This is a genomic window from Kitasatospora sp. NPDC093102 (assembly GCF_040683915.1).
Lineage (GTDB): Bacteria > Actinomycetota > Actinomycetes > Streptomycetales > Streptomycetaceae > Kitasatospora.
Genome location: NZ_JBFBFA010000020.1, coordinates 65,715 through 88,656 on the forward strand (window position 1 = coordinate 65,715; position 22,942 = coordinate 88,656).

Annotated in this window: 20 protein-coding genes and 2 tRNA genes; 17 read left to right on the forward strand and 5 right to left on the reverse strand. The window is 72.6% G+C overall.

Going from position 1 to position 22,942, the window contains the following annotated elements; all coding sequences use genetic code 11:
* The 4 genes from AB0O11_RS23940 to AB0O11_RS23955 all read left to right on the forward strand — a co-directional run bounded on the left by AB0O11_RS23940 (position 1) and on the right by AB0O11_RS23955 (position 4,779).
* Entirely contained in the window at positions 1 to 876 is an 876-nt protein-coding gene (locus AB0O11_RS23940) for a TatD family hydrolase (RefSeq protein ID WP_363390492.1), read from the forward strand.
* Positions 877 to 981: 105 nt separating this feature from the next.
* Complete coding sequence (rsmA, locus tag AB0O11_RS23945; protein ID WP_363390495.1) at positions 982 to 1,902, forward strand: 16S rRNA (adenine(1518)-N(6)/adenine(1519)-N(6))-dimethyltransferase RsmA; 921 nt, start codon at positions 982 to 984, stop codon at positions 1,900 to 1,902.
* Entirely contained in the window at positions 1,899 to 2,816 is a 918-nt protein-coding gene (locus tag AB0O11_RS23950; protein WP_363390498.1) for a 4-(cytidine 5'-diphospho)-2-C-methyl-D-erythritol kinase, read from the forward strand. Before rsmA ends, AB0O11_RS23950 begins: the two co-directional genes overlap by 4 nt.
* Positions 2,817 to 2,937: 121 nt before the next feature.
* On the forward strand, positions 2,938 to 4,779 hold the full coding sequence (locus tag AB0O11_RS23955) for an ABC-F family ATP-binding cassette domain-containing protein (RefSeq protein WP_363390501.1): 1,842 nt from the start codon (positions 2,938 to 2,940) through the stop codon (positions 4,777 to 4,779).
* A 6-nt stretch (positions 4,780 to 4,785) separates the two neighbouring features.
* On the opposite strand, the gene AB0O11_RS23960 is transcribed toward AB0O11_RS23955, so the two are convergent.
* Positions 4,786 to 6,708 carry an FUSC family protein gene (locus tag AB0O11_RS23960; protein WP_363390504.1) on the reverse strand — a complete coding sequence of 641 codons (1,923 nt, stop codon included), beginning with the start codon at positions 6,706 to 6,708 and terminating at the stop codon, positions 4,786 to 4,788.
* 390 nt (positions 6,709 to 7,098) lie between these two features.
* Here AB0O11_RS23960 and AB0O11_RS23965 point away from each other — a divergent pair, with 390 nt between their 5' ends.
* The 4 genes from AB0O11_RS23965 (at position 7,099) to AB0O11_RS23980 (ending at position 12,272) form a co-directional block, all read left to right on the forward strand.
* Entirely contained in the window at positions 7,099 to 7,590 is a 492-nt protein-coding gene (locus AB0O11_RS23965; RefSeq protein ID WP_363390507.1) for a hypothetical protein, read from the forward strand.
* Between the two features lie 44 nt (positions 7,591 to 7,634).
* Positions 7,635 to 9,296, forward strand: coding sequence for a hypothetical protein (locus AB0O11_RS23970; protein WP_363390510.1), 1,662 nt, complete (start codon positions 7,635 to 7,637; stop codon positions 9,294 to 9,296).
* Between the two features lie 99 nt (positions 9,297 to 9,395).
* Positions 9,396 to 10,790 (forward strand): S8 family serine peptidase, encoded by a 1,395-nt coding sequence (locus tag AB0O11_RS23975; RefSeq protein ID WP_363390513.1) that lies wholly within the window; start codon positions 9,396 to 9,398, stop codon positions 10,788 to 10,790.
* A gap of 147 nt (positions 10,791 to 10,937) precedes the next feature.
* On the forward strand, positions 10,938 to 12,272 hold the full coding sequence (locus AB0O11_RS23980) for an MFS transporter (RefSeq protein WP_363390516.1): 1,335 nt from the start codon (positions 10,938 to 10,940) through the stop codon (positions 12,270 to 12,272).
* Positions 12,273 to 12,284: 12 nt separating this feature from the next.
* Here the strand turns inward: AB0O11_RS23980 and AB0O11_RS23985 are convergent, their stop codons facing one another.
* Entirely contained in the window at positions 12,285 to 12,881 is a 597-nt protein-coding gene (locus AB0O11_RS23985) for a flavodoxin family protein (RefSeq protein ID WP_363390519.1), read from the reverse strand.
* Positions 12,882 to 13,047: 166 nt separating this feature from the next.
* On the opposite strand from AB0O11_RS23985, the gene AB0O11_RS23990 reads away from it, so the two are divergent.
* The 5 genes from AB0O11_RS23990 (at position 13,048) to AB0O11_RS24010 (ending at position 17,038) form a co-directional block, all read left to right on the forward strand.
* On the forward strand, positions 13,048 to 13,482 hold the full coding sequence (locus tag AB0O11_RS23990) for a helix-turn-helix domain-containing protein (RefSeq protein ID WP_363390522.1): 435 nt from the start codon (positions 13,048 to 13,050) through the stop codon (positions 13,480 to 13,482).
* 98 nt (positions 13,483 to 13,580) lie between these two features.
* Positions 13,581 to 13,656, forward strand: a tRNA-Thr gene (locus tag AB0O11_RS23995).
* Positions 13,657 to 13,826: 170 nt separating this feature from the next.
* Positions 13,827 to 14,495: a response regulator transcription factor gene (locus tag AB0O11_RS24000; protein WP_224283060.1), complete on the forward strand. Its 669-nt coding sequence runs from the start codon at positions 13,827 to 13,829 to the stop codon at positions 14,493 to 14,495.
* A 188-nt stretch (positions 14,496 to 14,683) separates the two neighbouring features.
* Complete coding sequence (gene galE / locus AB0O11_RS24005; protein WP_363390526.1) at positions 14,684 to 15,646, forward strand: UDP-glucose 4-epimerase GalE; 963 nt, start codon at positions 14,684 to 14,686, stop codon at positions 15,644 to 15,646.
* 363 nt (positions 15,647 to 16,009) lie between these two features.
* Positions 16,010 to 17,038, forward strand: a complete 1,029-nt coding sequence (locus tag AB0O11_RS24010) for a response regulator transcription factor (RefSeq protein ID WP_363390529.1) — start codon at positions 16,010 to 16,012, stop codon at positions 17,036 to 17,038.
* Positions 17,039 to 17,132: 94 nt separating this feature from the next.
* Here AB0O11_RS24010 and AB0O11_RS24015 read toward each other — a convergent pair whose 3' ends face one another.
* On the reverse strand, positions 17,133 to 17,630 hold the full coding sequence (locus AB0O11_RS24015) for a MarR family transcriptional regulator (RefSeq protein WP_360351434.1): 498 nt from the start codon (positions 17,628 to 17,630) through the stop codon (positions 17,133 to 17,135).
* Positions 17,631 to 17,740: 110 nt separating this feature from the next.
* Here AB0O11_RS24015 and AB0O11_RS24020 point away from each other — a divergent pair, with 110 nt between their 5' ends.
* Positions 17,741 to 18,538 (forward strand): methyltransferase domain-containing protein, encoded by a 798-nt coding sequence (locus tag AB0O11_RS24020; protein ID WP_363390532.1) that lies wholly within the window; start codon positions 17,741 to 17,743, stop codon positions 18,536 to 18,538.
* A 37-nt stretch (positions 18,539 to 18,575) separates the two neighbouring features.
* On the opposite strand, the gene AB0O11_RS24025 is transcribed toward AB0O11_RS24020, so the two are convergent.
* Complete coding sequence (locus AB0O11_RS24025; RefSeq protein WP_224285115.1) at positions 18,576 to 19,178, reverse strand: TetR/AcrR family transcriptional regulator; 603 nt, start codon at positions 19,176 to 19,178, stop codon at positions 18,576 to 18,578.
* Between the two features lie 212 nt (positions 19,179 to 19,390).
* Positions 19,391 to 20,371, reverse strand: a complete 981-nt coding sequence (locus AB0O11_RS24030; protein WP_363390535.1) for a fatty acid desaturase — start codon at positions 20,369 to 20,371, stop codon at positions 19,391 to 19,393.
* Positions 20,372 to 20,563: 192 nt separating this feature from the next.
* On the opposite strand from AB0O11_RS24030, the gene AB0O11_RS24035 reads away from it, so the two are divergent.
* The 3 genes from AB0O11_RS24035 to glmU all read left to right on the forward strand — a co-directional run bounded on the left by AB0O11_RS24035 (position 20,564) and on the right by glmU (position 22,795).
* Entirely contained in the window at positions 20,564 to 21,043 is a 480-nt protein-coding gene (locus AB0O11_RS24035) for a hypothetical protein (protein WP_363390538.1), read from the forward strand.
* An 83-nt stretch (positions 21,044 to 21,126) separates the two neighbouring features.
* Positions 21,127 to 21,199, forward strand: a tRNA-Gln gene (locus AB0O11_RS24040).
* Positions 21,200 to 21,340: 141 nt separating this feature from the next.
* A complete protein-coding gene (glmU, locus tag AB0O11_RS24045) occupies positions 21,341 to 22,795 on the forward strand; it encodes a bifunctional UDP-N-acetylglucosamine diphosphorylase/glucosamine-1-phosphate N-acetyltransferase GlmU (RefSeq protein WP_363390541.1) in 1,455 nt (484 codons plus the stop codon).
* The last annotated feature ends 147 nt before the right edge of the window (positions 22,796 to 22,942 follow it).

The window sequence follows — 22,942 nt, forward strand, 5'->3', positions numbered from 1 at the left end:
ATGGCTGCCAAGGACGACCGGTCGACCCCGCCGCCGCTGCCGGAACCCCTGGCGGTGGCGGTGGCCGACTCGCACACCCACCTGGACATGCAGTCCGGCACCCCGGCCGAGGGCCTGGCGAAGGCCGCCTCGGTCGGGGTCGCCACGGTGGTCCAGGTGGGCTGCGACGTGCCCGGCTCGCGCTGGGCCGCCGAACTGGCGGCGCAGTACGAGCAGGTGCACGCGGCCGTCGCCCTGCACCCCAATGAGGCGCCGCGGATCTTCCTCGGCGACTCGGACGGCTGGTCCGGGCAGCAGCGGAAGGCCGGCGGCGCCGCCGCGCTGGACGAGGCGCTCGCCGAGATCGACCGGCTCGCCGCACTGCCGCAGGTGGTGGCGGTCGGCGAGACCGGCCTGGACTACTTCCGCACCGGGCCGGAGGGCGTGGAGATCCAGAAGGAGTCGTTCCGCCGCCACATCGAGATGGCCAAGCGGCACGGCAAGGCCCTGGTCATCCACGACCGGGACGCCCACGAGGACGTCATCGCCGTCCTGCTGGAGGAGGGCGCCCCGGAACGGACGGTCTTCCACTGCTACTCCGGCGACGCGGAGATGGCGAAGACCTGCGCCGAGTACGGCTGGTACCTCTCCTTTGCCGGCCCGGTCACCTTCAAGGCCAACCAGCCGCTGCGCGACGCCCTGCTCGCCACCCCGCTGGACCGGATCCTGGTCGAGACCGACGCCCCGTTCCTCACCCCGCACCCCTACCGCGGCCGCCCGAACGCCCCGTACCTGATCCCGGTCACGGTGCGCTCGATGGCCGCCACCCTGGGGCTGGCCGAGGACGAGCTGTCCGCGGCCATCGCGGCGAACACCGCCCGGGCCTTCGGCTACTGAGCCCTGCCTCTGCTGAGCCCTGCCTCCGCCCACTGGGCCGGATCGAGCGGTGCCCTTCGGATCGGCGAGTCCGGAGGGCACCTCCGGCGCCCGTATCCTTGGCGCGTGAGCACCACCGACCCCACCCCTGACAGCCGCCCCCAGCCTCCGGCCGGGGGGACCCCCTTGCTGGGCAGCGCCGACATCCGGGAGCTGGCGGCCGCGTTCGGCGTGAAGCCGACCAAGCAGCGCGGGCAGAACTTCGTCATCGACGGCAACACCGTGCGGCGGATCGTCCGCGCCGCCGAGGTGACGGAGCAGGACGCGGTGGTGGAGGTCGGGCCCGGGCTCGGCTCGCTCACGCTGGCGCTGCTGGAGGTGGCGCGGCACGTGACCGCGGTCGAGATCGACCCGGTGCTGGCGCGGCACCTGCCGGACACCGTCGCGGCCCGGATGCCGGGCAAGGCGGACGCGTTCGACCTGGTGTTCAGCGACGCCATGGAGGTCACCGAGCTGCCCGGGCCGGCGCCCACCGCGCTGGTCGCCAACCTCCCGTACAACGTCGCGGTGCCCGTCCTGCTGCACATGCTGGCGACCTTCCCCAGCATCGAGCGGACCCTGGTGATGGTTCAGAGCGAGGTCGCCGACCGGCTCGCCGCCAAGCCTGGCAACAAGGTGTACGGAGTCCCGTCGGTCAAGGCCAACTGGTACGCCGACGTGAAGCGGGCCGGCGCCATCGGGCGGAACGTGTTCTGGCCCGCCCCCAACGTCGACTCCGGGCTGGTCTCGCTGATCCGCCGCGAGCCGCCGAGGACCAGCGCCAGCCGCGAGGAGGTGTTCGCGGTGGTCGACGCCGCGTTCGCCCAGCGGCGCAAGACCCTGCGTGCTGCGCTGGCCGGCTGGGCGGGCTCCGCCGCCGGGGCCGAGCAGGCGCTCGCGGCGGCCGGCATCGACCACAAGCTGCGCGGCGAGATGCTGACGGTGGAGCAGTTCGCCGCGATCGCCGAGCACAAGCCCGCCGAGCACAGGACGGAGCAGTCCGCGTGATCACCGTACGGGTACCGGCCAAGGTCAACGTCCAGCTGGGGGTCGGCGGGCTGCGCGCCGACGGCTTCCACGACCTGGCCAACGTCTTCTTCGCCGTCGCCCTCGGGGACGAGGTCACCGCCACCGACGGGGAGGGCGTGACGCTGAGCTGCTCCGGGCCGGACGCCGCCGTCGTCCCGCTGGACGACAGCAACCTCGCCGCCCGCGCCGCCCGGCTGCTCGCCGCCCACCACGGCATCGCCGACCCGGGCGTGCACCTGCACATCGCCAAGGCCATCCCGGTGGCCGGCGGGATGGCCGGCGGCAGCGCCGACGGCGCTGCGGCACTGGTCGCCTGCGACGCGCTCTGGCAGCTGGACACCCCGCTTCCGGTGCTGCTGGAGCTGGCCGCCGAACTCGGCTCCGACGTGCCGTTCGCCCTGCTCGGCGGCGTCGCGCTGGGTCGCGGCCGGGGCGAGATCCTGGAGCCGCTGGCCGTCGAGGGCACCTTCCACTGGGTCTTCGCGGTCGCCGAGGGCGGTCTGTCCACCCCCGCCGTGTTCCGCGAGTGCGACCGGCTGCGCGAGGAGGCCGGCACCGGCTCCAGCGACACCGACGTCCCCACCCCGGACGCCGACCCGGCGCTGCTCGCCGCGCTCGCCGAGGGCGACGCCGTCGCGCTGGCCGCCGCGCTCGCCAACGACCTCCAGCCCGCCGCGCTCTCGCTGCGACCCGCACTCGCCGCCACCCTGCGGGCCGGCACCGAGGCGGGCGCGCTCGGGGCGCTGGTCTCCGGCTCCGGGCCGACCTGCGCCTTCCTGGTCAAGGACGCCGAGGCCGCCGCCGAGGTGGCCGAAGCGCTGAGGGCCTCCGGCACCTGCCGGACCGCGCACGCCACCCACGGGCCGGTGCCGGGGGCCTCCGTAGCGGGCTGACGCGGTGAAGGTGCCGCGGCGGGCCCATTAGGCTGGAGAGATCGGGGTGTCCCCGAGAGGGGTGCCCGGCCGTCGAGCGGTGGGCCGCCCCGCGACCGCCGAACCCAGGAGCGCAGCACACGTGGCCGTCAACCTCGCCACCATCGAGTCCGTCACGAAGGTCTACGGCACCCGCACCCTGCTGGACGCGGTCAGCCTGGGCGTCAGCGAGGGCGACCGGATCGGCGTCGTCGGCCGCAACGGCGACGGCAAGACCACCCTGATCCGGATGCTCGCCAAGCTGGAGGAGCCGGACGGCGGCCGGATCACCCACTCCGGCGGGCTGCAGATGGCCGTCCTCACCCAGCACGACTCGCTCGACCCCGAAGCCACCATCCGGCACGAGGTGATCGCCGACCGGGCCGACCACGAGTGGCTCGGCGACGCCCGGATCCGCGACATCATCGAGGGCCTCTTCGGCGGCCTCGACCTGCCCGGCTTCGCCGACGGCCTGGACACCGTCATCGGCCCGCTCTCCGGTGGCGAGCGCCGCCGGATCGCCCTCGCCAAGCTGCTGCTCGGCTCGCCCGACCTGGTCGTCCTCGACGAGCCCACCAACCACCTCGACGTCGAGGGCATCAACTGGCTCGCCGAGCACCTCCAGAAGCGCCGCTCCGCTCTGGTCTGCGTCACCCACGACCGCTGGTTCCTCGACCAGGTCTGCACCCGGATGTGGGACGTCCAGCACGGCGAGGTGCACGAGTACGAGGGTGGCTACTCCGACTACGTCTTCGCCCGCGCCGAGCGCTCCCGGATCGAGGCCGTCGAGGAGCAGAAGCGCCAGAACATGGCCCGCAAGGAGCTGGCCTGGCTGCGCCGCGGCGCCCCCGCCCGCACCTCCAAGCCGCGCTACCGGATCGAGGCCGCCAACGCCCTGATCGCGGACGTGCCGGAGCCGCGCGACAAGTCCGAGCTGATGAAGTTCGCCAACGCGCGGCTCGGGAAGACGGTCTTCGACCTGGAGGGCGTGACCGTCAAGGCCGGCCCGAAGCTGCTGCTGGAGAACGTCACCTGGCAGCTCGGCCCCGGCGACCGGATCGGTCTGCTCGGCGTCAACGGCGCCGGCAAGACCTCGCTGCTGCGCGCCCTGCGCGACGCGTACGCCTCGGAGGGCGACGTCCAGCCGACTTCGGGCGTCATCAAGGTCGGCAAGACCGTGCGGCTGGCCTACCTGTCGCAGGAGGTCGCCGAGCTGGACCCGGCGACCCGGGTGCTCCAGGCCGTCGAGCAGGTCCGCTCGCGGGTCGACCTCGGCAAGGGCCGGGAGATGAGCGCCGGCCAGCTGTGCGAGCAGTTCGGCTTCGGCAAGGACAAGCAGTGGACGCCGGTCGGCGACCTCTCCGGTGGCGAGCGGCGCCGGCTCCAGCTGCTGCGGCTGCTGATGGACGAGCCCAACGTGCTGTTCCTGGACGAGCCCACCAACGACCTGGACATCGAGACGCTCAACCAGCTGGAGGACCTGCTCGACGGCTGGCCCGGCTCGATGATCGTCATCAGCCACGACCGCTTCTTCATCGAGCGCACCACGGACACCGTCCAGGCGCTGCTCGGCGACAAGAAGATGCGGATGCTGCCGAACGGCGTGGACGAGTACCTGGAGCGCCGGGCCCGGATGGCCGCCGCCGCGGTACCCGCTGCCGCTCCGGCCGCGTCGGGCGCGTCGGCTGCCTCGGGTACCTCGACTGCCGAGAGCGCTGCTCCCGCGCTGTCCGGCGGGGACCTGCGGGCGGCGAAGAAGGAGATGCAGAAGCTGGAGCGGCAGATCGCCAAGCTGGACGAGAAGGAGTCCAAGCTGCACGCCCAACTCGCCGAGCACGCCGCCGACTTCTCCAAGGTCGCGGAGCTGGACGCGCAGCTGCGCGCGGTCCGGGAGGAGAAGGAGGAGCTGGAGATGAGCTGGCTGGAGCTGGCCGAGCAGGTCTGAGCCGGGTCAGCCGGTGCGGAGGAGCGTTTCGAGCTCCTCCGCCGCACGGCCCAGCGCGCTGCGCGTCGGGTCGTGCGGGGCGGTCGGACCGGCCGCCGGGTTCGTCGGCGGACGGTGCGCCCGGGCGGCGGCGGTCAGCTCGTCCAGCGCCTGCCGCACCCGGTCGACCTCGGCCGGGTCCGGCACCCGGCCGCCGTACCGGATCTGCGCCGCGAAGGCCGCCACCGCGCCGCCCAGCCGTTCCAGCGCCGCCGTCGCCGGCAGCCACCGCTCGGCCAGCCGGCCGGTGGGCGGGGGCTCGGCCAGCCCCTGCTGCACCTCCCGGCGGGCGTCCGCCAGCGACCGGTAGGCCGTGCGGCGCAGCCACACCTGGGCGCTGCCGTTCCGGAGGACGGAGTCGAGGTAGGCCCGCAGCGCCGTTGCCGCGTCGACCAGCCTGGGCTCGATCCGGTGGCGCGGGCGCTCCGGCCACAGCAGGTAGCCGAACAGCAGGACGACCGCGCTGGCCAGTACGGTGTCCAGGACCCGGGGCCAGAACTCGGCGGCGCTGCTCTGCCCTCCCAGCTGGAGCAGGACCAGTGCCATCGGCGTCATCACCACGGTGTTCAGCCCGTAGTGCGCCGCCGTGGCGTACGGGAGCAGGGCCACGCAGAGGGCGGCCATCGCGGTCAGCGCCCACTCGTCGGTGGTGACCATGAGCAGCGCCGCGGTCACGGCCACCCCGAGCACCGTGCCGACCGAGCGGCTCACGGCGCGCAGGAACACCGAGCCGAGGTCCGGCTTCAGCACGAAGGCGATCGTCATCGGCACCCAGTAGCTCTTGCTGAGCGGGTAGTTGGCAGTGATCGCCGAGCCGACCGCGATGCACAGCGCGACCCGCAGCCCGTACCGGACCGAACCCCGGGACAGCAGCCGCACCCGCAGCCGCCAGGGGTCCGGCGGCGGCGCGGGGGCGGTGCCGAGCCGGGTGTCGCGACCGGCCACGGTGTCGGCGGCGGCGCGCAGCGCCACGTCCAGGGCCTGCCGCGAAGGGGTGTCGGGCCGCCAGTCCGGGACGGCGACCTCGCCGCCGCCCTGCCGCACGGCGGCCGCCAGCCGGTTCGGGACCTCGGCCACCTCCGGCGGGACCGGGCGGCGGGCCCACAGCAGGCCGGTCGCCGCCTCGGTGGCGGCGAGGGCGGCCTCGTACATCCGGCCGCGGCGGTCCTTACGGTCGCGGTGGTCCCGCTGGTCTCCGGGGTCCCGACGGTTTCGGCGGCTCGTGCCGAGGAGGTCCTGGAGCTGGTTCAGGCGGGCCGTCAGCACCTGGCGGGAGGCGGCCGCCCGCGGGCCGCCCAGGTCGGCGAGCGTGCGGCCGAGCGCGTCGTACGCGGCGGCCAGCGCCCGGTTGCGCGGATCCGCGGTGGGCCGGTTCGGCGCCCCCGCCGGCAACCCGAGCAGCACCACGAACGCGGCCCCGACCGGCAGCATCGGCGCCGCCGCCCACCACGGCTGCGGCAGCGGCATCCCACTGCCCAGCGCGGCCGACACCAGCAGCAGCATCCCGGCCGCCGAACCACGCGGACCGGTCGCGCTCAGTGCGCCGGAGGCGAAGGCGGTCAGCGTCAGCGCGACACCCAGGACGAGGCCGTCCGCGTCGGCGTGCTGGAGGGCGGTGCCGATCAGCATGCCGAGCGCGGAGGCGAGGACGGCCGTCCCGATCCTGGCGGCCCGAAGCCTGCCCGGCTCGACGCGGTCGTTCATCGTCGCGTGCATCGCCCCGAGCCCGGCGAACACTCCCAAGTCCAGCCGGTGCGCCAGCAGCCCCACCGCCAACGGCACCGCCATGCCCACCGCCGCCCGCACCATCAGCGCCACCGGAACCGGCGGCCGCGCGGGCCGCGCGGCACGGGCCCACCAGGGGGAAGAGGAGGCGTCGGAGGAGCTCACGCGGTCACGTCCGTTCTGCGGCCTTGGGTCGCTGCTGTGCGACATTGCGCGGCAGATGGGGCGTACCGGGCCAGTCTACCCAGGGCCGCGGTGACGGCTCGTACGTGTCAAGTTCGTACCGATCGCGTACGGGCGGGCCAAGGGCCCTGCCGGTGCGACGGGGGTGGTGGCTACGATGACGGAGGCGGAAACCGTCCACAGGGCGGACGGTGCACCGACCAGGACGGTACGAACCAGAAGTTGACGGTGTGTTTGCGGCCTGCGGCCGCCCGGGAAGCCCCGGGCGCGACCGGCCGTACGGGGGAGAGGTGAACTGCTGTGGCAGAAGCTAACGGGAACGGGTCGGAGACTCCTGCACCGGCGAACCCTTCGGGGGACACGACGCCGTTCATGCTGGAGCAGAAGCTTCCATGGCCTATGGGCGGTATCAACATCGCCCCCATCGTCAGCACGGTGCAGACCAACGTCAGCGCCGGTGACCTGGTGGCGGCCTTCGGGAAGCAGAACGTCAAGGTCGAGATCGACACACTCACCGAGTTCACGAGGAAGATCGAAGCCCTGCTCCTGGTGATGGAGGGGTCTGCGGCCGCGCCCTACAACGTGCAGGAGCAGAAGCTGCAGGGGCAGCACCTTGCCAGTGCGACGTTCGTCGAGGCAACAGATCTGACGACTGCCTATGGCAAGGTGCACGCGGAACTCGTCAAGCTTCACAAGGATTTCGTCTCTCAGATCCAGGCGATGAAGGACGCGGTCTCGACGACGGCGACCCGCTACTCGACCAATGAGGACCACACGACGTCCGAGCAGAACGCGGTCGCGCAGAACGCGGGCGTTGCCACGTCCAGCGGGTCCTCGTCCAAGCGGACCGAAGTCGGCTACTGACGGTGACTTGAGTGAGAGAGATACGGGGAGACGGGGAGTAGGCATTGTCAGGCGGAACCGATTTCGAGAACACCAGCCACAAGGCGCTCATCGCGATGGTCGAGAAAACCAATCCCGCGATCGTGTTGACCCGTGGCACTCAGCTCCAGTCGGCGGGACGTGTACTGAAGGAGCTGAGCGCAGCACTCAAGTCGCACGTCGGCAACGTCACCTGGGAAGGGCCGGCTGCTGAGGGCTTCAAGACCTGGGCCGGTAACCTGCAGCAGTCCGCCGAGAAGCTGGGCGCCTATTCGGCGAGCGCCGGTGATGCCATGCACCTGGCCGGGGAGGCACTCAGCACCGCCAAGGCCGCTATGCCGCCAGAGCCGAAGGACGCCCTCAACTGGGTGGAGACGCGCAAGACGCAGAAGCCCGATCCCGTGGTGCTCCAGCAAATGCAGCTGGTCTCCATCAAGCCGGTCGGCAGCGCCCCCAGCACGTCGGAGGTTGACGCTGCGATGAGGCGCAGTATCGGTGACAAGTGGGTCACCGAAACGCAGGCCATGGCTGGGACGCGCGAGATCTACATGGCGCACCAAGAAGCCATCCACCAGATGGAGAAGCTGGCGCAGGCGTACGTCGCGGCAGCGACGACGCTCAACGGGCTGGGCGACGGCGTGGTGCTGCCTGGGACGCCTGGCTCGGATAGGAACCGTAACGACTCGACCACCGCCTCGGGTGGTAGCGGCGGCTCTGCCGGATCCGGAGGTTCTGTTCGTGCTCCCCGCACGGGCAGCGGCAGCACCGGTGGGACTGTCCGTCCCGCGGGCGGCGGAGGCCACGGTGGCGGCACGGTCCTGCCCGAGGGGCCGGGATCGGGCGGTCCCGGCCCGTCCAGCTCTGGCTACACCCCGGCCCCGCCGCACGGCGGCGGCCAGCTACCGCCCGCGCCGCAGGACCCGGGGACCTCGACTCCGCCGTCCTACCCGTCGGACCCGGTCAACCGTCCGGGCACCGACCTCAACAGCCTGCCCCCCGCGCCCACCTTGCCTACCCAGACCGGCCCGTACGGCCCCGGCGGCGGCCAGCTGCCTATGGACGGACCGACCACTCTCCCCGGCTACCCGAATGGGCCGAGTGGCCCGAACACCGGACCCGGCGTCCCCGGGGGAGGCCCGGTTCCGGGCTTCCCGGTCGGACCGGGCGGCGGGACGTTCCAGAACAAGGGCGGCGGCCAGATCCAGCCGCGTACAACCCCGTTCGGCGGCGGCCCGGGGCAGGGGAGGAGCGGCACCCCGGGGCTGCCCAGTGGGACGGTTTTCGGCGCCCGTGAGGCAGGACCGGGCGGCGGCCGGGTCGGCGGGCCGGTCGGCATGGGTGGTGGCATGCACCCCGGCATGGGTGGCGCCCACGGTGGGGCGGTCGGCGCCGGCGGCGGCTCGCGCGGCCGAGGTCTGGCCTCGACCACCGGCGGGACGGTCGGTGGTCGCAAGGGGCCGACCACGGGCGGGGAGTTCACGCCCGGCGGTACCGGCCTTCGCAACCGCGCGGCGGGCGCTGCCGAGGGCGGTGCGCAGTCCAGGCAGAACGGCATGATGGCCCCCGGAACGGCGGGCCACGGTGGCCGGAACGAGCGCGACCGCCGCAAGCGAGCCGACTACCTGCACGAGGACGAGGAGACCTGGACGAGCGGTACGCCGCACAGCAACCCGGACGTGATTGAGTAGGACGGCAACGACTGCCCGGCCACTGGGCCTCCCCAGTGGCCGGGCAGGCTTGTTCGGGGCACGCTTCCCGGTCGACGGAGAGATTGACGAGGAGTTGTGATGGGGCGGACGAACGCGCGAGCGCGTTGGCGGGCTGCTGCTGCGGCGCTTCTGGCGGCGGGAATCGTGGTCGGCCCGGTTGCAGTGCCCGCGGTTGCCGAGGACACGATTCGGCAGCAGCAGTGGCATCTGGATGCGATGCATGCAACGGAGATGTGGAAGATCACCAAGGGGCAGGGTGTCACTGTCGCGGTGATCGACGGCGGATTCAACCTGGAGCATCCGGATGTGGTGGGGCAGTTCCTTCCTGGTAAGGACTTCAGCGGAAGCCCCGGTGGGGTGGGCTCGTACGGCGATGGGCACGGCACAGGGATCGCCAGCCTGATCGCGGGTACCGGAAAGGGCATGGGCGGCACGGGAGCCCAAGGATTGGCCCCCGGCGTGAAGATCCTTCCGTTGAAGATCAACAACGGGTCTGTCGGGACATCGATTTCCTCTGAGTTTCTTGACCAGATCGGCCAGGCTATTGCCTATGCAGTTGACCAGGGGGCCAAGGTCATCAACATCTCGCAGGGAATTAACGCGGCAGTTCCCCTGCCGGAGGAGGTGGCCAAGTTGAACGGCGTCATCGCAACTGCAAAGGCAAAGGGTGCCCTCGTGGTGGCGAGTGTTGGAAACGAGGCGCAAAAGGGCAATCCGGTTGAGTATCCTGGCGCATTGCCAGGTGTGGTTGGCGTGGGGGCGTCGGATCGGAACGGGACGGTAACGGCGGAATCCGAGCATGGGCCGCAGGTAGCCCTTGTCGCCCCGGGCATGGATATGATTGCCGCTTGTACCTCGCCTACCGGCTACTGCAAGAGCCATGGCACCTCGGACTCCGCTGCTCTGGTGTCCGCGTCGGCGGCGCTAATCTGGTCGGTTCACCCTGAGTGGACTGCGAATCAGGTTCTGCGGGTGCTCATCAACACGGCCGGCAAGCCGACTGACGGATCGAATCGCACTGATGACGCCGGCTACGGCGCAGCTCGACCCCGAATTGCCTTGACGAATCCCGGCGACCCTGGTCCCGCAGATGTCTCGCCGATCCCGATCGTTCAGCCCACGTCTTCCGCAGCCCCGACGCCGGCAGCGAGTTCGCCTGCCACTCCTTCGGCGCCGACTCCCGCTGAGAGCCCGACCGATGTGGCGGTTGGTGCGCCGACGGCGCAGCCGAAGATGGAGGGGTCGCCGGGTTCGAGCGGCACGCTGCCGATCGTGGCGGGTGTGGTGGCCGGGTTGGTGCTGGTGGCCGGTGTGGTGTTCGCGGTGATGTGGCGTCGGCGGAAGCCGGTTGAGCAGCCTGAGGTGGCCCAGGTGCCGCCAGTGCCGTCGCAGCAGTCGATGGGGGCGGTGCCGCCGCCTCCGCCGTCGTACCAGCCGCCGGTGCCGCCGGAGGACAACCCGTACGCGAGGTAGTCGCGTCCGCGAGCCGATGACATGTGTGAGGGCGTCAGGGGAACCTGGCGCCCTCACACATGTCGGGGGCGCGGGGCGGCGGGTGGGCGCCGGGGTCACTCGGGTGGCGGCTGGTGGGGTGGGGCGGCGGTGGTGAGGGTTGGTGGTATGGATGCGGAGGGTGCTTGGCGGGTCGGGCAGGTGCGGCGGGCGGCGGCTGCGGCGCTGATCGGGACGGCGATCGAGTTCTACGACTTCTTCATTTACGGGACGGCGGCCGCGTTGGTGTTCGGGCCGGTGTTCTTTCCCGGGCTGGGCACGGTGGGGGCGCTGTTGGCGGCGTTCTCGGTGTATGCGGTGGCGTTCCTGGCCCGGCCGGTGGGGGCGGTGGTGTTCGGGCACTTCGGGGACCGGGTGGGGCGGAAGGCGACGCTGGTGGTGTCGCTGTTGCTGATGGGCCTGGCGACGGCGGCGGTGGGGCTGTTGCCGGGGTTCGGGGTGTGGGGGTGGTGGGCACCGGCGGCGCTGGTGGTGCTGCGGGTGTGTCAGGGCGTCGGGTTGGGCGGGGAGTGGGGCGGGGCGGCGCTGCTGATCGCGGAGAACGCGCCGCCCGGGCGGCGGGGCCGGTACGGGGGGTTCCTGCAGCTGGGGCCGACGATCGGGTTCGTGCTGGCGAACGGGGTGTTCCTGGCGCTTCAACTCGGCCTGGACGAAGGGGCGTTCCGTGCGTGGGGCTGGCGGGTGCCGTTCCTGGCCTCGTTCGTCATGGTCGTGGTGGGGCTGTTCGTCCGGTTGCGGGTCGAGGAGTCGCCGTTGTTCCGGACGGAGGAGCGCCGGGAGCGGCTGCCGGTGATGGAGGTGCTGCGCGAGCACTGGCGCCCGGTGTTGGCGGGCAGCGGGGCGATCACCGTGGGGTACGCGCTGTTCTACCTGACCACGACGTACACGCTGGCGTACGCGACCACCGGGCTCGGGGTGGCGAGCACGCTGGTGCTGTCGATGCTGCTGGCCGGCGCGGTGGGCATGGCCGTGACGGTCTGGCTGAGCGCCTCGCACAGTGACCGGTGGGGGCGGCGGCGGACCCTGGGGTGGGCGACGGGCCTGGCCGCGGTCTGGTCGCTGGTGTTGTTCCCGCTGCTGGAGACGGTGAGCCGGCCGCTCATGTTCGGCGCGCTGGCGGGGGCGATGGTGGTGCTGGGCTGCCTGTTCGGGCCGCTGGCGGCGTTCCTGCCGGAGCTGTTCCCGACCCGGGTGCGCTACACGGGCGCGGCGCTGACGTACAACCTGGGCGGGGTGGTCGGCGGGGCGACGACGCCGTTGGTGGCCACCCGGCTGACCGGGGCGTACGGGACGGCGCAGCCGGTGGGCTGGTACCTGGCGGTGCTGGGTGTGCTGGCCCTGGCGTGCCTGCGGATGCTGCCGGAGAACACCGGTGCGGAGCTCGGGTCGGTGGACGGCGGACGCCGCCGGGCGCCCCGGCTGGGGGCGGACCCGGCGGCGTAGGTGTGCGGCGGTTCAGCCGGCCAGTGCGGCGCGGCCGGCGAGCACGATGGCGGTGTGCCGGGCGACGCGCTCGCCCAGGTGCTCGGCGGTGGCGATGTCGGCCTTGTGGACGGCCTCCGGGCCGGCGTCGGACGGGGACGAGGCGGCGGCACCGTTGAAGAAGCCGAGCCGGTTGAGGTCGTTCTCGGAGGCGGTGGTGGCGTTCCAGCCGGGCTTGAGGCCGAGGTTGACCCAGCTCATGCCGTGCTGGGCGGCGAGGGTCTGGAAGAAGGCGAGGGTGCTCGCCTTGTCGCCGCTCTTGGACGCGGAGTTGGTGAATCCGGCCGCGACCTTGTCCTTCCAGGCGTCGGTGAACCAGCGCTTGCTGGTGGCCTCGGCGAAGACGTGGAAGGCGCCGGAGGCGGTGCCCATGTAGGTGGGGGAGCCGAAGACGATCGCGTCGGCGGCGTCCAGCTGGGCCCACTGCTCCTCGGTGATGGTGTCGACGGCGATCGGGAGGACCTCGGCACCTGCGGCGGCGGCGCCACGGGCGACGGCCTCGGCTATCACGGCGGTGTGGCCGTAGCCGGAGTGGTAGGCGAGGGCGACGGTCGGACGGATGGCGGTCATGCGGGACTCCAGGGGGACGGGCGCGGGCCGGCGGGCGGGCAGGAGGCGGGACGGGGCAGGCGCGCCGCGGTGGCACGCGGCCTCGACCTCGATCGGTCTCCAATATAGACCAGGTCTCTGTTGGTTACCAAGGGTGGATTGGAGACCTCGGGGCTACCCTGGATCCATGACGACGGAGGAAGCGGCCCGGGTCCGGGCCGGGCAGCCCACGGGGTGGGAAGTGCGGGACGGGCAGGAGTACGACGTGTTCGCCCGGCTCTGTCCCAGCCGCGACGTGTTCGCCGAGCTGGCCGACAAGTGGTCGATGCTGATCCTGATGAGCCTCCTCGGGTGCGGGCCGCAGCGCTTCTCCGAACTCCAGCGCGGGATCGGCGGGGTCAGCCGCAAGATGCTCACCCAGTCCCTGCGCAACCTGGAGCGCAGCGGCCTGGTGCTTCGTACGGTCTTTCCGGAGACGCCGCCGCGGGTGGTCTACGACCTGCTGCCGCTCGGCCGTGAGCTGGCCGAGCTGCTCGCGCCGGTCGGCCGGTGGACGGAGCGTCGCGCCGGCCGGATGATGGCGGCCCGTGAGGAGTTCGACGCGGCGCACGCCGAGGGCTGAGAGCGCGGGAACGGACGGGGCGGGGGCCGATTTCCCTTCCGAGCCCGGAGCCGTGTAATGTCTTCCTTGTTCGACCGGCCCGGTGAAAAGCCCGGCAAGCCCCTATAGCTCAGTCGGTAGAGCGTCTCCATGGTAAGGAGAAGGTCTGCGGTTCGATTCCGCATGGGGGCTCCATCGAAAGACCCCCGCCTCACGGCGGGGGTCTTTCGCGTTCCCCGGCCGGTTCCGTACCGCCGACACGCCACGGCCTAGCGGGTCGGGTACGGAATGCGCTGTGATGGTGCGTCATCGGCCGCCCGCCCGAGGGGCGCGGGCGCGAGCCGGACCCCGACCGGGAGGGCGTCATGGGTGTTCGACTCGTGGTGGTGGACGACCACCGGCTGCTGGCCGAGGCGCTGGCCACCGCACTTCAGCTGCGCGGCCACCGGGTGCTCGCGGTCGGTTCCCCGGCCGGCGTCGCCGCCGACCTGGTGGTCGGACGGCGACCCGAGGTGTGTCTGCTGGGGGTGGCGGCGCCGGGGGAGGCGGGTGCCTTCGACGGGCTGCGCCGGATTCGTCGCGAGCGACCCGAGGTGGCCGTGATCGTGCTCGGTCCGGTGGGCGAACTGCGCGGAGTGGCAGGGGCGTTCGCGGCCGGTGCGGCCGGGTACGTGCCCAGCGACGAGCGGATCGAGGTGGTCGAGCGGGCCATCGGGCGGGCACGCGCGGGTGAGGCCGCGGTCGCGGTGGACATCCTGCGCGGGGCCTTCGACCAACTGCTGCGTCCGGCGGCCGAGCCGGACGACGAGGCCGTGCGGCTGCTGCGGCTGCTGACCCGCCGTGAGGTGCAGGTGCTGGCCCGGATCGCGGACGGCGAGGACACCGCGGCGATCGCCGCCGGGATGCGGATCGCCGCCAGCACCGCCCGGACGCACGTCCAGCGGGTGCTGATGAAGCTCGGCGCGCGGACCCGCCTGGAGGCGGCGGCGGTGGCGGCGCGCACCGGTCTGCTGGAGCGGATGGCCGGGGGCTGAGGAGCCGGCGGATGGGCCCGGCGGACACGCCCCCGGGCGCCGGGTGTCCGACGGCTGAGGACTTGGTGAGAAGGCCGGAAGCCGTGGTCCGGAGCACCCCGGCGGGATTGGGAGAATGACTAGTCGTACGCATTCCGTCGATGGCTTCCGCCCGACCGGGCGGACCGTCGTTCGCTGGAGGTCGCAACATGAGTAAGTACCTGGTCACGGGTGGCGCCGGTTACGTCGGCAGTGTGGTCGCCGCCCACCTGCTGGAGGCGGGGCACCAGGTGACCGTCCTGGACGATCTCTCCACCGGTTTCCGCGAGGGCGTCCCGGCCGGTGCCGAGTTCGTCGAGGGCCGGATCCAGCAGGCCGACAAGGTGCTGGACGGCTCCTTCGACGGCGTGCTGCACTTCGCCGCCTCGTCGCAGGTCGGCGAGTCGGTCGCGGACCCGGAGAAGTACTGGCGCAACAACGTGGCCGGCTCGCTGGAGCTGATCAGCGCGATGCGCGCGGCGGGCGTGCGCAAGCTGGTCTTCTCCTCCACCGCCGCCACGTACGGCGAGCCGGAGGCCGTGCCGATCGCCGAGACCGCCCGTACCGCGCCGACCAACACCTACGGCGCCACCAAGCTCGCGGTGGACCACCTGATCACCAGTGAGGCCGTCGCGCACGGCCTGGCCGCCGTCTCGCTGCGCTACTTCAACGTGGCCGGGGCGTACGGCGCGTACGGTGAGCGGCACGACCCCGAGTCGCACCTGATCCCGCTGGTCTTCCAGGCCGCGCTGGGGCAGCGTCCGCACATCGCGGTGTACGGCGACGACTACCCGACCCCGGACGGCACCTGCATCCGCGACTACATCCACGTCGCCGACCTGGCCGAGGCGCACCTGCTGGCGCTGGACGCGGCCAAGCCGGGCGAGCACCTGATCTGCAACCTGGGCAACGGCAGCGGCTTCTCGGTGCGCGAGGTGATCGAGTCGGTCAAGCGCGTCACCGGCCGGGAGATCCCGGTGCAGGTCGCCGGCCGCCGGGCCGGTGACCCGGCGGTGCTGGTGGCCTCGGCGGCCCGTGCCCACGAGACGCTGGGCTGGACCCCGCGCCGTCCGAACCTGGACGAGATCGTTGCCGACGCCTGGACGTTCACCCTGGCGAAGAACGGCCGGTGAGCAACGGCCGGTGAGCAACGGCCGCTGAGGAAGGGCCGCTGAGGAAGGGCCGGTTGGGGGAGGGCCGGTTGGGGGAGGGGGGCCCCGATCCCCGTGGCGTCGCCCCCGGAGCCTCCGGGAGCGACGCCCGCGGCGGGCGGTCCGATGGCTCAAGTCCCGCCACTCACGCATCTTCTGACGAAACTTCACCGAATCGCCACGAGCGCGTTTCCCGCCCCGTAGGCTGAGTGCGGTACCGGTGGGGGCCGGCGCCCTTTTGGCCTCACCGGCCGCCGGTGGGCGGGCGGAACGGCGGGTCCGGAACGCGGATGCCGGACCGGTCCCCGCCCCCGGGCTCGGGCGCTGTGAGCAGGGGGAGGGACGATGGGGCGGATTCGCGTCCTGGTGGTCGACGACCACCGGATCTTCGCCGAGGCGCTGGCGGCGGCGCTGGCCGCCGAGCCGGACGTGGAGGTGGGGGCGGCCGGCAGCGCCGCCGCCGCCGAGCGGGCCTTGGAGCGCGCGGCCGGCGAGGGCCGGGCCTACGACGTGGCGTTGATCGACGCCGACCTCGGCGTCGAGGCGGCCGGTGCGACGGGAGCGATCGGAGCAGCCGGCACGGCCGGATTACCCGGCGGGCCCGGAGCCGCCGGTCCGCACGGAGTACCGGGAGCGCCGGGAGCCGGCGGAGCACACGCCCGCCGTCGGCCCGGTGCGGAGCACCCCGAGGAGGCCCGGCGCGGCCGCGCCGCCACGCCCGTGCCGCAGCCGCGCCGGCCGGCCGTACCGCCGGGGGTGCCGGTTCCGCTGTCGGGCGGGCTGCCGCCCGGCGCCCGGCCTGCGGTGGACCCGCTGCGCGGCGACCAGCTCAGATCCGCCGCCCCGCCGCCCGACGGCATCACGCTGCTGGCCCGGCTCCGCCGCACCCACCCCGGGCTGCGCGCCGTCGTCCTGGCCACCGCCGACGACCCGCACCGCGCTGCCCGTGCCCTGCACGCGGGCGCCACCGGCTGGGTGGCCAAGGAGAGTTCGCTGGCCCGGCTGCTCACGGTGATCCGGGGCGTGCTGCGGGACGAGACGCACCTGCCGCCCGCGCTGCTCACCGGGGTGATCCGCGAGCTCACCACCGCCCGGCGGGACCGCACCGAGAGCGAGCGGCTGGTGGACACCCTCACCCCGCGGGAGAAGCAGATCCTGCGCTGCATGGTCGCGGGCCTCGGCCGGCAGGCCGTCGCGGAGCGGCTCTACCTGTCGCCGCACACCGTCCGGACGCACATGCAGAACGTGCTGGGCAAGCTCGGGGTGCACTCCACGCTGGCGGCCGTCGCGGTCGCCCGCCGGGCCGGGGTCAGCCCCGCGGAGTCGGCCGTGCCCCCGCCGCCCTCGGTGGTCGGCACCGTCGACCGGCCCTGAGGCGCGATCCCCGAGTCCGAGTCCGAGCCCGAGTCCGAGTCCGAGTCCGAGTCCGAGCCCGAGTTTGAGCCCAAGCGCAGGCCGGGAGCCGTCGTCAGCCCGGGATGTTGTCGAACGGGGCGACCAGCAGCCGCAGCAGCGCGGCGAGTTCGGTCTGCTGGCCGGAGGTGAGCTGGGCGAGCAGTTCGCGCTCGTGCGCGAGCAGCCCGGCGAGCGCCTGGTCGGCGCGGTCGCGGCCGTCGTCGGTGAGCCGGACCAGCACGCCGCGCCGGTCGTCCGGGTCGGGCAGGCGCTTGACCAGGCCCTTGCCGGTGAGCCGGTCGATCCGGTTGGTCATGGTGCCGGAGGTGACCAGGGTCTGGGTGAGCAGCTGGCCGGGGGAGAGCTGGTACGGGGAGCCGGCCCGCCGCAGGGCGGTCAGGACGTCGAACTCCCAGGGCTCCAGGCCGTGCTCGGCGAAGGCGGTACGGCGGGCGCGGTCCAGGTGCCGGGCGAGCCGGCTGACCCGGCTGAGCACCTCCAGCGGCTCCACGTCGAGGTCGGGGCGCTCCCGGCGCCACGCTGCGACCAGCCTGTCGACCTCGTCCTCCATGACGATCAGTGTATCGGTGGATGTGTCGATGTGAAGTCTCTTGACATCGAGAAATGTGCCAGCAAGGCTAACCGAGATATCTTGATGTCGAGATACTTTCGAGGTGGACCATGACCACTCCCGTCTGGGACCCGGCGCAGTACCTGCGCTTCGCCGACGAACGCACCCGCCCGCTGCGCGACCTGCTCGCCCGCGTCCCCGCCCTCCCGCACCCCGGTGCCGAGGTGATCCTGGACATCGGCTGCGGCCCCGGCAACTCCACCGCCGTACTGCGCGAGCGGTGGCCGCACGCCCGCCTCACCGGCGTCGACAACTCCGCCCCGATGCTGGCCACCGCCCACACCGAGGGCGAGCCGGACGCCGAGTACCTGCTCGCCGACGCCCGTGACTACGACCCGGCCCCGGCCGGTCCCGACCTGATCGTCTCCAACGCCACCCTCCAGTGGGTGGACGGGCACCTGGCGCTGCTGCCGCGCTGGGCGGACGCCCTCGAACCCGGTGGAGTGCTCGCCTTCCAGGTGCCGGGCAACTTCGAGGCCCCCAGCCACACCCTGCTCGCCGACCTGCGCCGCAGCGCCCGCTGGCGGGACGCGCTCGGCGAGGACGCCGTCCGGGCCGGCGTGCACCCGCCCGAGCGCTACCTCGACGCCCTGGCCGCCGCCGGCTGCCTCCCGGACGTCTGGGAGACGACGTACCGCACCCTGCTGCCGGGGCCGGACCCGGTCCTGGAGTGGGTCAAGGGCACCGCGCTGCGCCCGGTCCTCACCCGGCTCACCGACCCGGCCGACCGGGCCGCCTTCCTCGCCGAGTACGGGCGGCTGCTGCGCGAGGCCTATCCGGCCGGGCCGCACGGGACGGTGTTCCCGTTCCGGCGGATCTTCGCGGTGGGGACCAAACGGGTGGGCTGAGCCGGCCGGGGTGGGGCGACGGGTCCGGTTCGGCCGGTCAGCCCTTGCGCTCGCCGACCAGCTTCGGGTGCCGCTCCAGACCCTCCAGGCCGTGCCAGGCGAGGTTCACCAGGTGCGCCGCCACCGTCGCCTTGTCCGGCTTGCGGACCTCCAGCCACCACTGTCCGGTCAGCGCGACCATCCCGACCAGCATCTGCGAGTACATCGGGGCCAGCCGGGCGTCGAAGCCGCGGGACTTGAACTCCAGACCCAGGATGTCCTCGACCTGCGTGGCGATGTCGCTGATCAGCGAGGCGAAGGTGCCGGTCGACTGGGCCACCGGGGAGTCCCGGACCAGGATCCGGAAGCCGTCCGTCGAGGTGTCGATGTAGTCCATCAGCGCGAAGGCCGCCTGCTCCAGCAGCTCGCGCGAGTGCCCGCCGGTCAGTGCCCCGGTCACCATGTCCAGCAGGAGCTGCATCTCGCGGTCGACGACCACCGCGTACAGCCCCTCCTTGCCGCCGAAGTGCTCGTACACCACGGGCTTCGACACCCCGGCGCGCTCGGCGATCTCCTCCACCGAGGTGCCGTCGTAGCCGCGCTCCGCGAAGACCGTCCGGCCGATCTCCAGCAGTTGCTCGCGCCGCTGCTTGCCGGTCATCCGGACCCGGCCGCCCCGGCGGCGCGGGGCCGGGCCCGGGCCGCCTGCGGCGCCCCGGTCCGGACCTCCGCCGGCGGTGCCGGCCGCCGGTGCAGCGGCCCGCGGACGGGCCGGCGCCGTGGCGGGCGCCGCGTCCGTCCGCGTGCTGTGGTGACCGCCTGTGCTGTCTGCGCTGCTCCCGTTCACCCCTACATCATGCTGGAAGTGCCGCCTCATGCGGCGCGGCGGGCGGCGATCCGTTGTGCGTCCGGCCAGCGGACGTCCCGGACCCAGCCGGCCAGCTCGAACCAGCGGATCAGCCGGGCCGAGGAGTCGATCTGCCCGCGCAGCACCCCGTGCCGGGCCGCGGTCGGGTCGGCGTGGTGCAGGTTGTGCCAGGACTCCCCGCAGGAGAGCACGGCGAGCCACCAGACGTTGCCGGAGCGGTCCCGGGAGCGGAACGGGCGCCGGCCGACGGCGTGGCAGATCGAGTTGATCGACCAGGTGACGTGGTGCAGCAGCGCCACCCGGACCAGCGAACCCCAGAAGAAGGCGGACAGTGCGCCCTCCCAGGACAGGCTCACCAGGCCGCCGATCAGCGCGGGCAGCAGCAGCGAGACGGTGGTCCAGAGCCAGAACAGCCGGGAGATCCGCCTTATCGCCGGGTCGCGCACGAGGTCCGGGGCGTACTTGAGCTGCGGGGTCTGTTCCTCGTCGAACATCCAGCCCATGTGGGCCCACCACAGGCCCTTCATCAGCGCCGGGACGCTCTCCCCGTAGCGCCACGGCGAGTGCGGGTCGCCGTCCTTGTCGCTGAACCGGTGGTGCTTGCGGTGGTCGGCCACCCAGCGCACCAGCGGGCCCTCGACCGCGAGGCTCCCGGCGATGGCCAGGACCAGGCGCATCGTCCGACCGGCCTTGAACGCGCCGTGGGTGAAGTAGCGGTGGTAGCCGACGGTGATGCCGTGGCAGGTGAGGAAGTACATGGCGACGGTGATCGCGAGGTCCGTCCAGCCCAGCCCCCACCCCCAGGCCACCGGGACGGCGGCCACCAGGGCGGTGAACGGCACGAGGATGAACAGGGAGAGCGCGATCCGTTCGGCCAGGCCCTGCCTCTCCCCGCCGCGGGTGGCGGACAGCCCGGTGGCTGCGTCGGCGGAGGGATCGGGGGGCGCGGCGCCACCCGCGCGCGCCTCGCCTGCCTGGGTGGTCATGGGGCGTCCCTTCGCGGCGTCCCTCGAGCGGGACAGAGCGGAGCCTGCGTTGGCGTAACCTACGGCATCGTAGGTTGCGCTCCGTGTCCAGGGGAACACACCGCCGCGCGGCGCTTGAGTGAATTCACTCGACTGGATGGATGAATCCTGGATCCACCCCGTGATGGGACGAGTCGTACACACACTCTTTGCGTGCGAGCGAAGACCGAACAGCGCGAAGCCGCCCGCCGCCTCCGCCGAGAGGGGCGCACCTCGATGAGCCGGGACCTGCCGCGGCCGACCACTCCTCGGCAACAGTCGCGGAAAGCTGCCGAGGCCCGGTGGGGCCCGATTCGCAGGCAGCGGGACGAGGAGCGCCGCGAGACCAAGGCGGCGGCCCGCGCTGAGATCGGCGACCTCAGCGACCGGGAGCTCTTCCTGGTCGGGGTCGCGCTCTACTGGGCGGAAGGATGCAAGGACAAGCCGTACGACCGGCGGGAGAAAGCCACCTTCATCAACAGTGACCCGCAGGTGGTCCGGGTCTACCTCGCCTGGCTGAAGCTGCTGGGCGTCGGGCAGGAGCGATGGCGCCTGCGGGTGTCGACTCAAGCGGCACAATCCGAAGGCGACGCGGAAGAACGTCGGGATCGGTTACCGCGGCTGTCTGACGATCAGCGTGTTGGGGAGTGCTGACCTGTACCGCCGAATCGAGGGGTGGTGGATGGGCATAGCTGATACCCAGGGTGGGGCTGACTCGGGTAGGGTCTGAGCAGCTATCCGCCGTGGGGTAATCGGCAGCCCGCAGGTCTTTGGAACCTTGCAGTGATGGTTCGAATCCATCCGGCGGAGCCTTGTGCATGTCTGGTGGCCTGATCTGGCCAGTGGGCGGGTTTTCTTCCGCGGCTATCCTCGTAGCGCCAGGGCATATGTGCGGATCCACGTTCTGGCCTGCTCTGCCCTCTCTGTGAACCTACCGAGGAGCCTCCCCGCATGGGTGCCAATTCGCTTGCCGCCGTTGTCGTGCTCGCCGCCGGTGGCGGGACCCGGATGAAGTCGAACAAGCTGCCCAAGGTCCTGCACGAGGTGTGCGGACGCTCGCTGGTTGGTCACGCGGTCTCGGCGGCCCGGGAGCTGGCGCCGGGCCAGCTGGTCGTGGTGGTCGGCCACCAGCGCGAGCAGGTGGTGGCGCACCTGGCGGAGCACTACCCGGCCGCGCGCACCGCGGTGCAGGAGGAGCAGAACGGCACCGGCCACGCGGTGCGCACGGCGCTGGAGTCCCTGACCGCCGACGGCCTGGTACTGGACGGCACGGTGATCGTCACCGCCGGCGACTCGCCGCTGCTGACCGGGGAGACCCTGCGCCGACTGGCCGACTCCCACACGGCCCAGCAGAACGGCGTCACCGTGCTGACCGCCGTCGTCCCGGAGCCCTTCGGCTACGGCCGCATCCTGCGGGACGAGGACGGCACCGTCGCCGCGATCGTCGAGGAGCGGGACGCCAGCGTCACCCAGCGCGCGATCGCCGAGATCAACTCCGGCGTCTTTGCCTTCGACGCCAAGCTGCTCGCCGAGGCGCTGGGCGAGCTCACCACGGACAACTCGCAGGGCGAGGAGTACCTGACCGACACCCTGGAGATCCTGCGCAAGGCGGGCCACCGGGTCGGCGCCGTGGTGGCCGACGACCACCGGGACATCCTGGGCATCAACGACCGGGTCCAGCTGGCGCAGGCCCGCCGGCTGCTGAACGACCGCCTGCTGGAGCGGGCGATGCGCGAGGGCGTCACCGTGGTGGACCCGGCGACCACCTGGTTCGACGTGCAGGTCAGCTACGAGCCGGACGCCGTGGTGCTGCCGAACACCCAGCTCCAGGGCGCCACGCACCTGGGCGAGGGCTGCGAGGTGGGCCCGAACTCGACCCTCAAGGACACCACGGTCGGCGTCGGTGCCCGGGTGAGCAACACCACGGCCGACGGTGCCGAGGTGGGCGAGCTGGCCACCGTCGGCCCGTACGCCTACCTGCGGCCGGGCGCCAGGCTGGCCCGCAAGGCGAAGGTCGGCACCTACGTCGAGGTGAAGAACTCCGAGCTGGGCGAGGGCGCCAAGGTGCCGCACCTGTCCTACATCGGCGACGCCACGATCGGCGAGGGCACCAACATCGGCGCGGCCTCGGTCACCGTGAACTACGACGGCGTGAACAAGCACCGCACGGTCATCGGCGCGCACTGCCGCACCGGCTCGGACAACATGTTCATCGCCCCGGTCACCGTCGGTGACGGCGCCTACACCGGCGCCGGCTCGGTGATCACCAACGACGTCCCGTCCGGGGCGCTCGGTGTGAACCGGGCCACGCAGCGCAACATCGAGGGCTGGGTCGAGCGCAAGCGCCCCGGAACGGTGTCCGCGCAGGCCGCGAAGGCGGCGACGGGCGGGGCCGAGCAGGCCTGAGCGGGCGGGCCGGGGCCCGGGGGCGGTCCCGGGGCGGACGGTTTCTGCGCGGGCGCGTAACCTTGGGGACATACGTGCGCCACTGGGCCAACCGCCCGTGTCCAGGCGTACCGACAATTCCCCAACCCGTGCCGCGAGCGGGCCCTG

What these genes read in the sequence shown, in the direction of transcription:
- AB0O11_RS24025 (WP_224285115.1), bottom strand. Translation starts at nt 19,178, where the DNA reads ATGACCGGCAAGCAGCGGCGCGAGCAACTGCTGGAGATCGGCCGGACG.
- AB0O11_RS24020 (WP_363390532.1), top strand. Translation starts at nt 17,741, where the DNA reads ATGACCACTCCCGTCTGGGACCCGGCGCAGTACCTGCGCTTCGCCGAC.
- AB0O11_RS23990 (WP_363390522.1), top strand. Translation starts at nt 13,048, where the DNA reads ATGACGACGGAGGAAGCGGCCCGGGTCCGGGCCGGGCAGCCCACGGGG.
- AB0O11_RS23975 (WP_363390513.1), top strand. Translation starts at nt 9,396, where the DNA reads ATGGGGCGGACGAACGCGCGAGCGCGTTGGCGGGCTGCTGCTGCGGCG.
- AB0O11_RS23985 (WP_363390519.1), bottom strand. Translation starts at nt 12,881, where the DNA reads ATGACCGCCATCCGTCCGACCGTCGCCCTCGCCTACCACTCCGGCTAC.
- AB0O11_RS24010 (WP_363390529.1), top strand. Translation starts at nt 16,010, where the DNA reads ATGGGGCGGATTCGCGTCCTGGTGGTCGACGACCACCGGATCTTCGCC.
- AB0O11_RS23980 (WP_363390516.1), top strand. Translation starts at nt 10,938, where the DNA reads ATGGATGCGGAGGGTGCTTGGCGGGTCGGGCAGGTGCGGCGGGCGGCG.
- AB0O11_RS23965 (WP_363390507.1), top strand. Translation starts at nt 7,099, where the DNA reads ATGCTGGAGCAGAAGCTTCCATGGCCTATGGGCGGTATCAACATCGCC.
- AB0O11_RS24030 (WP_363390535.1), bottom strand. Translation starts at nt 20,371, where the DNA reads ATGACCACCCAGGCAGGCGAGGCGCGCGCGGGTGGCGCCGCGCCCCCC.
- galE (WP_363390526.1), top strand. Translation starts at nt 14,684, where the DNA reads ATGAGTAAGTACCTGGTCACGGGTGGCGCCGGTTACGTCGGCAGTGTG.
- AB0O11_RS24000 (WP_224283060.1), top strand. Translation starts at nt 13,827, where the DNA reads ATGGGTGTTCGACTCGTGGTGGTGGACGACCACCGGCTGCTGGCCGAG.
- AB0O11_RS23940 (WP_363390492.1), top strand. Translation starts at nt 1, where the DNA reads ATGGCTGCCAAGGACGACCGGTCGACCCCGCCGCCGCTGCCGGAACCC.
- glmU (WP_363390541.1), top strand. Translation starts at nt 21,341, where the DNA reads ATGGGTGCCAATTCGCTTGCCGCCGTTGTCGTGCTCGCCGCCGGTGGC.
- AB0O11_RS24015 (WP_360351434.1), bottom strand. Translation starts at nt 17,630, where the DNA reads ATGGAGGACGAGGTCGACAGGCTGGTCGCAGCGTGGCGCCGGGAGCGC.